Consider the following 12,240-nt stretch of genomic DNA (forward strand, 5'->3'; position numbering starts at 1 on the left):
TGGTGAGGCGACCCTGGTGTTGACCACGGACAGAAGCATGATCCCGGTGACGAGATTTTGGTACTGAGGGACTTGACGAACAAAGGCCCATTACAGAAGCATTTTCTCATAGTCGAGTCGTCGCGATGATTTCCGTCCGCTAGGTGCTTTGTGACCGTCTACCATGCTGTTGATTTGCATCTCGCTAGAATGAGTTTTCAACCATACCCAGGGCGCTGATGGGATACGGACTTTGCATGGCATGGGCTGACCGGTGGGCACTAGTATGGCCATCCCTTGATCTGACTCGGAGCGATTCCATCGATGTACTGAGGAAAATCGCGGAGAGAAGTCGCTGCCACGGCAGATGTTCTCACTCCGAACGTGGCGGACTGGTTGTCCGCGGCGTCCTCGTCCTCGGCCGCCGCGATCCCGCCGAAATTCGAGTGGCGCGACATTAATGACATCTGCCGCCTGGTATGCCCAAGAGGCTGCTGACGAAGCAGGGTCCGGAGGCCATCATCTGTCCGGAGGCAGATTCGATCCCGTGTGCCCGTAGGAACGAAGCCGACGCAAGCCCTGAATGGCAGCGTCTTTCACGGTCCTCTCGTATTTTTTCAACGACGGGCAAAGAGAAGGCCAAGCGAGGGCCTTCATGAGGCGGCGCGGACTGGCTCATCATTGATCCGCAGCTGGTGGCCGCCTGCCAGGGTTTGCCGGTGAAATTGGCGCCTAAGAAGATGCTCGCTCCCCCTACAAGCTGTGGGGAGCGAGCTGCACCACAATCCATTTCGCACGTAAAGTACGTCCTGAAGGTTATCCGAAGGCGCATGTCAGGAAACCTCGACAGAACGAACTGACGCTTGTCGGTTTCCGCGGCCTTAAGCTCGGCCAGGTCTTCGAGAGGCCGTGGGGGTTCCCTTCGTCGGAGCTGTCCCGCCGTGATGCCGAGGTCTATTCGGCAAAATGTTGGCCTGAACTGATCGTTCGGATGGTGACCTTCCCTATTATGGATACATATGAAGATATGCGTTTCAAAGGCCTTGATCTAAATCTCCTCGTCGCACTCGACGCACTGATGACCAAACGAAGCGTGACCGCAGCGGCACGCATGATCAACCTCAGTCAGCCGGCCATGAGCGCGGCTATCGCGCGACTGCGCACCTATTTCGGCGACGAGCTGTTTTCGATGCAGGGTCGCGAACTTGTCCCAACACCACGTGCGGAGGCGCTCGCCCCAGCGGTGCGCGACGCCCTGCTCCACATTCAGCTCTCCGTCATTGCCTGGGATCCGATCAACCCAGCCCAGTCGGATCGGCGTTTCAGGATCATTCTTTCTGACTTTATGACACTTGTATTCTTTGAGAGGGTTGTGGAGCGCTTGGCCCGGGAAGCTCCCGGCGTCAGCTTCGAGTTGCTGCCTCTTGATGATGATCCTCATGAGCTTCTCCGGCGCGGTGATGTCGATTTTTTAATTCTTCCGGACGTGTTGATGTCGAGCGCGCATCCCAAAGCGAAGTTGTTCGACGAGGCACTCGTGTGCGTCGGCTGCCCCACGAATAAGCAGCTATTGGGAGACATCTCGTTCGAGACATATATGTCGATGGGGCATGTTGCAGCCCAGTTCGGACGTGCGAAGAAACCCTCCGTCGAACAATTGCTGTTGCTTGAGCACGGGTTCAAGAGACGTGTCGAGATCGTCGTGCCAGGTTTTACGTTGATTCCGCCGTTGCTGTCGGGCACCAACCGTATAGCAATTATCCCATTGCGGCTGGCCAACCACTTTGCGAAAATCATACCACTGCGCATGGTAAATTCTCCGCTGCCACTCCTCTCGTTCGCTGAGGCTGTCCAGTGGCCGGCCCTCCACGACAAGGATCAGGCAAGCATCTGGATGCGGGAGATTATGTTGCATGAGGCCTCGCGGCTGGCTGCTCCGCATGAGACCGGGTCTCTTGAGCGCTAGACATTGACGGATGCGGCGTTGTTTTCATCGCTCTTTTCAGCGGATCGAGATAGACTAGTGCCCATCCACAAACGGTAAACCGCTGAAATTATTGTATGAATCGCGATATTGCCGCGGGCAAAGCCCGGCGGTTTCAGGTATACTTTAGATCAAGCGACTGATTCTAAAGACAAACCCGTAACCGCCGGAGCCGACAATGCGCCAAGAACGCACCGTCCAATCCAGTATATTCGATCTTTTTGCCGGGCACGAGATCGGCCGTGAATTGAAGGCGATGTCGCAATGGCTGGATGAGCATCGCGATCTGCTCGGGCTGGTGACGCGGGACCTGCGCCGGCATGGTCTCAAGGAGACCGGTCGCGAGGGGCTGCCGGCCGAGGCTGTGCTGCGCTGCGCGCTGCTCAAGCAGCATCGCCAGCTGAGTTATCAGGAACTGGCCTTCCATCTCGAAGACTCCGCCTCGTTCCGGGCCTTTGCCCGGCTGCCGTGGGGATGGAACCCGAAGAAGTCGGTCTTGCACAAGACGATCAGCGCGATCCGGGCGCAAACCTTTGAAGAGATCAACCGGGTGCTGCTGGCGAGCGCCAAGCGGGAGAAGCTGGAAAATGGCAAGGTCGTGCGTGTGGACAGCACCGTCACCGCGGCACTGATCCATGAGCCGAGCGACAGCAGCCTGTTATGGGACGCCGTGCGGGTGATGGTGCGACTGTTGCAGCAGGCCGAGGCACTGGGTAGCGCCATTCCATGGCACGACCATCGCCGCGCGGCAAAGAAGCGGGCTCGGGCGATCGAATATACCCGCGGCCGTCCCAAACGGGTGAAGCACTACCGCGCACTGCTCAAGATCACGCGCACGACCTTGAGTTATCTGCAGCAGGCGAGCGAACAGTTGCCCCAGACGGCGGGCCCGGCCGGCGAACTGTGGCAGGCCCAGCTCCGCCACTACCGGCCACTGATCGCACGGATCCTCGCCCAGACCGAACGGCGGGTCCTGGCCGGGCAGCCGGTCCCGGCCGGCGAGAAGCTGGTGAGCCTGTTCGAGCCGCATGCCGACATCATCGTCAAGGGCAGCCGCGACGTCGACTACGGCCACAAACTCAATCTGACGACCGGCAGAAGCGGACTGGTCCTCGACCTCGTCGTCGAAACCGGCAACCCGGCCGACAGCGAGCGCTTGCTGCCGATGCTGGAACGCCACATCGCCTTTTATGGCCAGGCGCCGCGTCAGTCGGCAGCCGACGGCGGCTATGCCAGCCGCGCCAATCTGCGCGGAGCCAAAGCCTGCGGCGTCCGCGACATGGCCTTCCACAAGAAGTCCGGCCTCCGCATCGAAGACATGGTCACAAGCCGCTGGGTCTATCGCAGGCTGCGCAACTTCCGCGCCGGCATCGAGGCCGGCATCTCTTGTCTGAAACGCGCTTATGGCTTGGGGCGCTGCACCTGGCGCGGCCTCGACCACTTTAAGGCTTATGTCTGGTCCTCGGTGGTCGCTTACAATCTCGCCCTCTTCGCCCGCCTCAGGCCGACCTGACGCTCCTGATCCGGTAGCGTTCAGAGCAAGCCCGGCGAGCGTCGGCCGATACCCCATGACCCCATTGCCGCCAGATCGCTCTTCGGGCCATAACCTGCGCGGTCTTGTGCCATCACGCGTCCCAAGAAACGATGTCAGCCGGCAAACAACCTTTCAAAACCGCAGAAAAACAGCCGTTTATGGACGGGCACTAGACTAGGAACTCACGTCCATTTTCCGCCTTGCGCCGGCGGAACTCTGCACCGGAGGCGTAGCCGGCTAACCGGCGCGACTCCGAGGAAAAACGATCACTTCACACACATCCGGGGAGGGCGGCGCTTCCCTCCCGCGCAAGACGACTTCGCGCGGTACCTCTTATTTCGAAGCCGGCAATGGCGAGACGTTAATCCTCATTCATGGGGTCGGCATGCGGCCGGCGCATCGGGTATCGAGGTCTGGATCATCAGGTAGTGCGAACGGCGTCCCTCGTCGTTCTTGTCCATTAGGGGAATCATCACAGGGGCATTGGCGGGGCCGCGCGTATCGCAGAAGGCAAGGTATGATTTAGCGCCCACCGCCTGATTGCGGGATTCGAGGTGACGAAGCGCCTCCCGGAGGATTGTACGACTGACACCGAGTTGCGCGCAGAGATCGCGTTCGACCAGGCGGTCACCGGGGTCTGAAATATCCTTCAATAATCGCGTCCCGGACTTTGTCGAGCGCCAGTTCCCGCAATGTCTTGGTGGGACGCTCTACGCGAATCGTATTCCCTGCCGGTGCCTCGTTCATTGCCTCACCTCGTCTCGATCTCTCGATCTGCCGAACCAGGTACAAGCTTCGCATAAGAACGGATCTGACCTGCTGTATTATGGCGTACCAGAGTATAAGTTTGCTCGCTATGATTTTCCGATGCGTAAACGGGGACTCGGGAACCCAAATCGCCGCCGGGCTGGCGGCCCAGCTATTGTGATGCTTGACTTACTGTCCACCTCACCATCATGACCGTCGGATTTGACGGCTTACGCGTATGAGGAAGGGACGGAAGGACAATGTAAAGCCCATAGGATCGACCATGATTGCGTCAGCCGTTTAGAGGGTACCAGAAATTGAGTAAGCCGGACTATCGGGGATATCGCCCACCATGAAGACCGCGGCCACCTTGGGGAGACATGTGGAAGAATAGATTGTCGAAAAGAATGGGCCCGCTAAGACGATGCGAGCCTTTTATGAGTATCCAATAAGGGCGAGGGATTTTAATGAGATGCGTCAAAGTCATGCATCGGCATTATCGCAACGTGGTCTGGATTGGTTATGGGTGCGTAGACTGCTGGTTCGTCAGATTCGCCCCGCATTGACCCCACGACGGTCGGAGCGACTTCTGGCGCGTTGCCGCGGAACAGAGAAGCGTTCAACCACTGAACCGAGTGTAGCGAGTAGTCTGTACCCATTTCTACGCTTGGCTTTCTAGTGGCGTAAAGGGCGGAATAATTGTCGACGTAATCCCTCGGAGACATTGTCTCTACGTTTCTACCCGCGGAAATACGCGAGCCGTGGTCGCCATGAACGACGATCGTGGCATCCTGAAACCTTTTATCGCTGACAACCGCATTAAAGAACTTATCCAGTTGCTTGGCCAGACAGAGCGTTTGAGCGAAGTAGAATCCATATTCTTCCGCGCGCGCCTCATCTAGCTTTTGACCTACCAACCCGCGTGCTTCCGTAAGATAGGATCTCGAAACCCAACGGTTCGTTGGTTTGCAATCTTTGTCGTAGACGGCAGGACTGTGCGGAAATAGAAAATGCCCAAAAAAGGCGTTCCCACGACCTTTATCTAGAATTGTGTTCTGAAACTGTTGAAGCCAGTAAGGAAAGGCTAGTTGGTCGTAAGATCGCGGATGCCATTCCTGCAATTCCGTCTCGAATGTCCCCAACATATTGGAGGCCGCGACTCCAACTGCTGCCATTGCAAAGCTTCTCCTGTTTCCATCCACCAGCGCCTTAACATCCGCCAGTGCCGCAGTAGCGGGAGGAACGTCCCGGTATGGTCCGCCCTCGATTCGCTGCCGTTCAAGAAACCTAGTACCGCGCCACAGAGATTATGACGGGTTGGGTTATCGTAGAATGGGCAAGTCTTCTGGTGGGATGAGAAGTTGGATGCTGCGTGCTGCGCCTGGCACGCGGGATATAAATCCTGCCTTCTCGAGGGTCAGCACCATCTGGTGAACAGACGGAGCCGTAACGGCGAAGTGGCGACGCATGTCGGCTTCGGCCGGAGGCTGTTTGAAGATGCGGCTGTAGGCGTAGATGAAGGCCAGGTACTGGCCTTGGACTTGCGTAAGGCCATGTCTTGCCGTTGCGGCTTGCGGGTCAAGTGAGGGACTCATTTTCGGATTCATCTGCGTCTCCGCGCTGAAGGAGGTGTCGATGAATATAAAGTTTCACGTAGAGCTTAGCCAATCGGAACGTGATCAACTGGCCGTTTTGTTGAGCGGGGGACGCCATGCGTCGCGCAAGATCAAGCGCGCCCAGATCCTGGTGGCGGCGGACGAAGGCTTCAGCGACGAGGTGATCGCGGCAACCTTGAACGTCAGCGGATCGACGATTTACCGGACCAAGCGCCGGTTTGTGGAAGCCAATCTGGAAGGCGCGCTCAGTGAAGAACCGCGCCCGGGTGTTGAGCGCAAGCTATCGAGCAAGGAGGAGGCGCTGTTGGTGGCGACCGCCTGCTCAAAGCCGCCGCCCGGGCGAGCCCGCTGGACCCTGGAGCTTCTGGCCGATGAGATGGTCCGACTCACCGATCATGACGAGTTGTCCTCGGAGACCGTACGTCGCCGGCTGGCTGAGAATCATCTCAAACCTTGGCGCAAAGACATGTGGTGCATCCCAAAGCTCGATGGGGAATACGTCGCGCGCATGGAGGATGTTCTCGACCTCTACGCAGAGACGCCTGATCCACAAAGGCCCGTGGTCTGCTTCGACGAGAGCCCGACCCAACTCATCGGCGAAGTGCGCGAGCCCATTGCGGCCAAGCCTGGCCAGCTTGAACGCTACGACTGCGAGTATCGCCGAAACGGCACGGTCAATCTGTTTGTCTTCATGGACGCCCACCAGCCCTGGCGCAGGGTGAAGGTCACCGATCGGCGAACCAACCAAGACTTCGCCCAGTGCATGCGCGAACTGGTCGACGTCGATTATCCCGACGCCCCGATCATCCGCGTGGTGATGGACAACCTCTCCACCCATTCCGCCGGGGCGCTTTACGACGCATTTCCAGCCCCGGAGGCTCGAAGGGTGCTGAAGCGACTGGAGTTCCACCACACGCCCAAGCACGCCAGTTGGCTCAACATGGTCGAGATCGAGATCGGTGTCCTGCGCAGCCAATGCCTCGACCGTCGTATCGACAATAAAGACACCATAATCGCCGAAGTCGCAGCCTGGGAGCAGCAACGCAACGCTAATGGCGCAAAGATCCAATGGATGTTCACAACCGAAAAAGCCCGCCAAAAGCTCCGCAAAGCTTACCCCGTCAAAGAGTCATAATCTCTGTGGCGCGGCACTAGTTCCGTCAAATGATGCGAAGGTATGGCAATCGACTTTGATTTCGGTTTGGCAGTAATCTAGATGAGCAGACTGGAAGACGGTGACTGCTAATACCAACGTGAGCGGTTTCTGACTCGTTTTGCGGTTTCCAAATCAGTTGAATTCTGAATCTCTGTCGCAAACGGAGGTTTGCGGATGACATTGGGAATTCCACTGCGCGATGACTTCGACGGTTTTGCCCTGCGGGCATTGGCCAAGAGCACGAAGGATGCGGCACAGGCTCGGCGGCTTCTTGCCCTTGCCGAAATCTATGATGGTCATTCACGCAGCGACGCGGCCAGGATCGGAGGCGTGACCCTGCAGATTGTCCGCGATTGGGTTATGCGCTTCAATGCCCGCGGTCCGTCAGGGCTCATCAACGGCAAAGCGCCTGGCAATCAAGGAAAGCTTTCCGCTGTGCATCGCCAGGCTTTGGCGAAGATTGTCGAAAGCGGGCCGATACCAGCAGTGCATGGCGTCGTTCGCTGGCGGCGCAAGGATCTGGTTCAATGGCTTTCCAGGAATACCGGATCTCTGTGGACGAGACGACCATTGGCCGCGAATTGAAGGCGCTCGGCTTTGCAAAGCTGTCTGCTCGTCCGCGCCATTACGCCCAGAACGAGGGTGACCTGGAGAGTTTTAAAAAAACTTCCCCGCCACACTGGCAACCATCAAAAGCAGGCTCCCCAAGAACATCGAGATCGAGCTCTGGTGGGCCGACGAAGCTCGGATAGGGCAGAAGAACAAGATCACCCGACGATGGGCACGCAAGGGCACAAGGCCTTCGGCACCACTCGATCAACGCACGATGTGGACTTATATCTTCGGCGCCATCTGCCCCAAGAAGGGCAAAGCTGCGGGCCTTGTTCTTCCCTACTGCGACACCGATGCCATGAACCATGCCATGAACCAGCATCTGCTCGAAATCAGCCAGGCGGTCGATGAAGGTGCTCATGCCGTGCTGATCGTTGATCAGGCTGGATGGCACGTCACGCCGAAACTCAAAGTACCCGACACCGTCACCCTGCTGTTCCTGCCGCCGCGGTCGCCCGAATTGAACCCTGTCGAGAACCTGTGGCAATTTATGAGGGAGAACTGGTTGTCCAACCGGATATTCAAAGACTACGACGACATCGTTTCCCATTGCTGTGACGCATGGAACAAGCTGGTCGCGCAGCCGTGGAAGATCATGTCAATTGGAATGCGTGATTGGGCGCACCGGTTTTGATTAGAACGCCGTACCTTTAATCGAACCCATAGCCTGCGGCTGTAAAATAGTTTCGACATTCTTGGCTGTTGAAGAGGTTGCAGATGGATCCGAGCGCATTTGAGAGTGCGTCAAACGTGCGAGCGGCGGCGGCTCGGAGATGGGCCTTAATTTTGGCGAAGGCCATTTCGATCGGGTTCAAATCTGGCGAATAAGACGGCAGAAACAGGAGCCACGCACCAACTTCCTTGAGGCAGGCTTTGGCTTTATCGCTCTTGTGAACGCGAAGATTATCCAGGATGACGACATTGCCTGGTTCGAGTGTCGGCGCAAGCTGGGTCTCGATGTAGGTGTCGAAGATTTCCCGGTTCATCGGCCTGTCAATAATCCAGGGCGCAGTAAGACCGAAACAGCGCAAGCCTGCAATGAATGTCTGTGTCCCCCAGTGGCCAAAGGGCGCATCCGTGATGAGACGCTCGCCGCGCGGGGAGCGCCCACGCAGTCTCACCATCTTTGTGTTCACCGAGGTTTCGTCCAAGAAAACAAGTCGATGCGGTTCAAATCGCATCCGGGGTTGGCGTTTCGAAATCCAGACATCACGATCCTTTCGGATATCAGCGCGAGCGCGTTCCGACGCCATTATCTGTTTTTTTATATGTGTATCCCTGCGTTATCAAAAACCGGACGATGGTGGAATAACCAATCCATGTTCATCCTCAAGGCGACGGGCAAGCTCTGGCATGGTGATATCCGGTTTGCCTTCGACCTGTGCGACCAGGAAATCGCGAAACGCCGACAGTTTCCCTGCACCTGGTGGCCTTCCTTGACGCGCGGGGGTTATCAGCCCAGTCCGCTCCCGGCGTTGCAGCAGCTTGATCGCACTGCTGTCGCTGATTGCGAAATGACGGGCAGCGGCTCGCCGTGATTGGCCGCTAGCGACCATGGAAACAACACGCTGACGAAGATCAACAGAATGAGATCTACCCATGTGATTCACCTCCAACCGCAGTGAATCACACCAATACCCTCGTGAAAACCCCACTCGATTCTCAATTCAAGTGCGATGCTCTAGCGCTCGTTGGTATAACCCTTGTTGATGCCACAGATCGAACAACGACAATTCCTTGAAAGTCGTTACCTTGCCCGGGTACGCATAATGCGATCCATCGCCGGGGAAATTATACGAATAGTCCATGTTCAAGGGTATCCGTTGCGAGCGCCCCACAGCCATGGGCGTGACGCCGATCCTCAACCCGGACTAAGCGTCGTTGGCGGGTGCGCCTGGGTTAAAGCGCATCGGCTGGCAGTGCGCGTAAATACCCTCGACCGCGAACGGAAGCGTACGCCAGGCATCTTTGAGAATGGCCTCGGGAGGCTTGGGGAATGCCGTCGAGATCATTTGGATCAGCTCAGGCTTTGTGCATTGAGTGAGAATAGCCATAAGCGGATCGCCGGTCTGCTTTTGAGCGAACAGCGGTGCCCATTCCTCGAGATTTAAACCAATGGCCCCGAAGAACCCGTCGGCCCAGTCGCCCGCAAGCACTTCGCCCTCGTCGGTGCGCATCAATACCGGGGCATAGCGCCCGGGCGCCGTCAGCTGATGGGCTATGAGGTTATAATGATCGACGATCGTGTCGATCACCGCCTGGATCTTGTTGCCGATGAAGGCTCTCTTTTCGTGATCGCCGATGACATGGAACATCCAGTCGTTGGGCAACAGGAAGACCGGTCCAGCCGCCAGACCCGTGAGGAAGCCATTCATCATTGAGACGTCGCGGCAATGGGGTGCCGGCTCGGCCTTTTCAAACCAGACTTCCAGCTGCTCCAGGGTTAAAGGTTTCGCACGCTTGGGCCGCTTCACGCTGCTACCGCCATATTCATATCGGCATGTTCTTTCTTCCATTGCCACGGCAGGCAACGCTCAAGGGAGGTCGACTTTATTTCGCCCGACACGATGCGTTCAAGCACGTCGTGGAGCCAGGTGTACGGATCGACGCCGTTCAGCTTGGCTGTCGTCAGCAAGGAGCCTAAAATGGCCCAGGTTTCGGCACCGCCATCACTGCCAGCAAACAGACTGTTGACGCGCCCAAGCGCAATACTTCTCATATTGCGCTCCACGGTGTTGGAATCTACCTCAAGCCTACCGTCGTTCAGGAATAGGGTCAGGCCGGACCAAAGCCCCAGAGTGTACTTGATGGCGGATGCGACAGGGTCCTTGGCAGAGATATCTTTGATCGTATCCATCAGAAGCGCTTTCAGGTCAGCCATCAAGCCTTTGGTTTTCGCCTGACGAACAGACAGGCGATGCTCGGCGCTCGTGCCGCGGATTTTAGCTTCAATCGCATAGATTTCGGCTAACCGCTCGATCACCGTTTTGGCCAGCTCCGATTTGTACTTCTTATACACATCCACAAACTTGCGACGCGCATGGGCCAGACAATAGGCGAGTTTAATCGTTCCGGCTTTACGACCGGGCCGGGTCAAACTCTTATAAGCTTTATACGCATCGACTTGCAGAAGCCCGTTGTAGCTGTCCAGTTGCGACTGGATTTCCGCCTTGCCTCGACCTTGGGCAAACACATAGGCAACCGCAGGATACGCGGGACCGTTCCATGGGCGATCGTCCACCGCATGCGCCCAGAATTGACAGACCTTGGCGCGTTTTTGGCCCTTTTTCAGGACAGGCATCCGGGTCTCGTCCACAAACACCCGGCTATGGCTGTGAATGTAAGCTAAGAGCTTGTCGTAGAGCGTTTTTAGCCACCAGGCCGAGCGTTTCACCCAAACGCAAAGTGTTGATGTGTCTAAACGGACCCCTTGTCCTTTCAGCATCTGAACCTGGCGGTTGAGTGGCAGGTACCAGGCATATCGCCATACGACCACATTGCTGATCATGGCCGTCGTCGCCAGGCCGCCATCGAACAACCGCGGTTTCGCTTTGGCTTGAACAATGCCGGTTTCGCAAGCCCGGCAGGCGTACTTCGGTCGCACGGTGCGCAGAACATAAAGCGTGGCCGGCCGTGACGCGAGGGCCTCGCTTTCTTCTTCACCAATGCGATGGAGTTGCCCCTGGCAGCAGGCACATTCCAACGATGATGGCTCAATGACCTCAACGACGCGTTCAAGATGTTCAGGGAGGGCACCGAGGTTGCGGCGAGGCTGAGATTTGGAGCTTGCTTGACGCGGCGCCTTGGCGGGCTTTGGCTCATCGTTGGTCGCGTCCACCGCAACGTCACGCTCCGCGTCCCCTAGATCGAGACGGATCTGCCCTTCGAGAACCGCAATGGACTTTTCGGACTTCTGCCCAAAAGGTTGCGCGTTGGCCGCCTTCAACATGCCCTTCAGACGCTCGATTTCAGCGTCTCTTTCCAGGACCATACCGACCAGAATGTCTGGGTCCCGAGGCAGGGGTTGGCCACGGTTGAGCATGGCAAACACTAGCCAAAATTCGCGGAATTGTCCATGGATTACAATAAGATCACGCTATTTTTTCAGGGCGCTTCACGGGCCTTTGCTCTACTTTTGTCCAGTCCAGACCATCTAACAAAAGCGCCATTTCGCTCGCGCTGAGATGAACCGCCCCATCACGAGCGGCAGGCCAGGTAAAGTGACGATCTTCCAAAACCTTGGTCACCAACACCATGCCACTGCCGTCCCAAGCCACCATCTTCAAACGATCGTTGCGCTTGCTGCGGAAGATATACACGTCGCCCGAATACGGGTTCGCGCCAAGCGTGGTCGACACCAGCGCCGCCAGACCGTTTATGCCTTTCCTATTATGCGGAGCACCGCATAATGCAGAGCGTTTTTAGCGCACCGTCGCCATCGGCCTCGGCGCGCTCGTCAACGTCGATATCGGCGACGCCACGCTAAAAACGCTCTGCATTATGTGAAGCGTGCAGTTATGTGGAGTCCGCCGCGGCTCAAGCTGCTTCCTCGTTTTGTCCAATAGCTTAGATCGGTCATGAGCCTTTCCCACTCGGCATAATTGTTGTCGTC

General features: G+C 57.1%; 6 protein-coding genes and 6 pseudogenes. 5 read left to right on the forward strand and 7 right to left on the reverse strand.

Annotated elements, in window-relative coordinates; genetic code table 11:
- The first annotated feature begins 1,006 nt into the window (after nt 1–1,006).
- The 3 genes and pseudogenes from WGT02_RS33835 to WGT02_RS33845 all read left to right on the forward strand — a co-directional run.
- A complete protein-coding gene (locus WGT02_RS33835) occupies nt 1,007–1,945 on the forward strand; it encodes a LysR family transcriptional regulator (protein WP_208246463.1) in 939 nt (312 codons plus the stop codon).
- Nucleotides 1,946–2,141: 196 nt separating this feature from the next.
- Nucleotides 2,142–3,476, forward strand: a complete 1,335-nt coding sequence (locus tag WGT02_RS33840) for an ISNCY family transposase (RefSeq protein WP_208246032.1) — start codon at nt 2,142–2,144, stop codon at nt 3,474–3,476.
- Between the two features lie 286 nt (nt 3,477–3,762).
- Nucleotides 3,763–3,888, forward strand: a pseudogene (locus tag WGT02_RS33845) (alpha/beta hydrolase); the annotation flags it as partial.
- Nucleotides 3,889–3,931: 43 nt separating this feature from the next.
- On the opposite strand, the pseudogene WGT02_RS33850 reads toward WGT02_RS33845, so the two are convergent.
- The 3 genes and pseudogenes from WGT02_RS33850 to WGT02_RS33860 all read right to left on the reverse strand — a co-directional run.
- Nucleotides 3,932–4,244: pseudogene (locus tag WGT02_RS33850) on the reverse strand (GntR family transcriptional regulator); the annotation flags it as partial.
- 464 nt (nt 4,245–4,708) lie between these two features.
- Nucleotides 4,709–5,539, reverse strand: a pseudogene (locus WGT02_RS33855) (nodulation protein NoeB); the annotation flags it as partial.
- 27 nt (nt 5,540–5,566) lie between these two features.
- Nucleotides 5,567–5,851, reverse strand: coding sequence for a LexA family transcriptional regulator (locus WGT02_RS33860; protein ID WP_225039569.1), 285 nt, complete (start codon nt 5,849–5,851; stop codon nt 5,567–5,569).
- A gap of 28 nt (nt 5,852–5,879) precedes the next feature.
- Here WGT02_RS33860 and WGT02_RS33865 point away from each other — a divergent pair, with 28 nt between their 5' ends.
- The gene (locus tag WGT02_RS33865) at nt 5,880–6,995 is read left to right on the forward strand and encodes an IS630 family transposase (RefSeq protein ID WP_208245192.1); all 1,116 of its coding nucleotides are present in this window, start codon (nt 5,880–5,882) and stop codon (nt 6,993–6,995) included.
- Between the two features lie 195 nt (nt 6,996–7,190).
- A pseudogene (locus WGT02_RS33870) lies at nt 7,191–8,262 on the forward strand (IS630 family transposase).
- Between the two features lie 16 nt (nt 8,263–8,278).
- Here WGT02_RS33870 and WGT02_RS33875 read toward each other — a convergent pair.
- The 4 genes and pseudogenes from WGT02_RS33875 to tnpB form a co-directional block, all read right to left on the reverse strand.
- Nucleotides 8,279–9,229 (reverse strand): annotated as a pseudogene (locus tag WGT02_RS33875) (IS630 family transposase).
- A 270-nt stretch (nt 9,230–9,499) separates the two neighbouring features.
- Nucleotides 9,500–10,102 (reverse strand): YecA family protein, encoded by a 603-nt coding sequence (locus tag WGT02_RS33880; protein WP_208246210.1) that lies wholly within the window; start codon nt 10,100–10,102, stop codon nt 9,500–9,502.
- The gene (locus WGT02_RS33885; protein ID WP_208246435.1) at nt 10,099–11,670 is read right to left on the reverse strand and encodes an IS66 family transposase; all 1,572 of its coding nucleotides are present in this window, start codon (nt 11,668–11,670) and stop codon (nt 10,099–10,101) included. Before WGT02_RS33885 ends, WGT02_RS33880 begins: the two co-directional genes overlap by 4 nt.
- Before the next feature lie 49 nt (nt 11,671–11,719).
- Nucleotides 11,720–12,016: pseudogene (tnpB, locus tag WGT02_RS33890) on the reverse strand (IS66 family insertion sequence element accessory protein TnpB); the annotation flags it as partial.
- Nucleotides 12,017–12,240 lie beyond the last annotated feature (224 nt).

The sequence above is a fragment of the Rhizobium sp. T1470 genome, assembly GCF_042140505.1.
In the GTDB taxonomy this organism is placed as follows: Bacteria; Pseudomonadota; Alphaproteobacteria; order Rhizobiales; family Rhizobiaceae; genus Rhizobium; species Rhizobium favelukesii.

Bases quoted from the DNA above. Each gene is read 5' to 3' on its own strand.
- WGT02_RS33840 (WP_208246032.1), top strand. From the start codon at position 2,142: ATGCGCCAAGAACGCACCGTCCAATCCAGTATATTCGATCTTTTTGCC.
- WGT02_RS33885 (WP_208246435.1), bottom strand. From the start codon at position 11,670: ATGCTCAACCGTGGCCAACCCCTGCCTCGGGACCCAGACATTCTGGTC.
- WGT02_RS33835 (WP_208246463.1), top strand. From the start codon at position 1,007: ATGCGTTTCAAAGGCCTTGATCTAAATCTCCTCGTCGCACTCGACGCA.
- WGT02_RS33860 (WP_225039569.1), bottom strand. From the start codon at position 5,851: ATGAATCCGAAAATGAGTCCCTCACTTGACCCGCAAGCCGCAACGGCA.
- WGT02_RS33865 (WP_208245192.1), top strand. From the start codon at position 5,880: ATGAATATAAAGTTTCACGTAGAGCTTAGCCAATCGGAACGTGATCAA.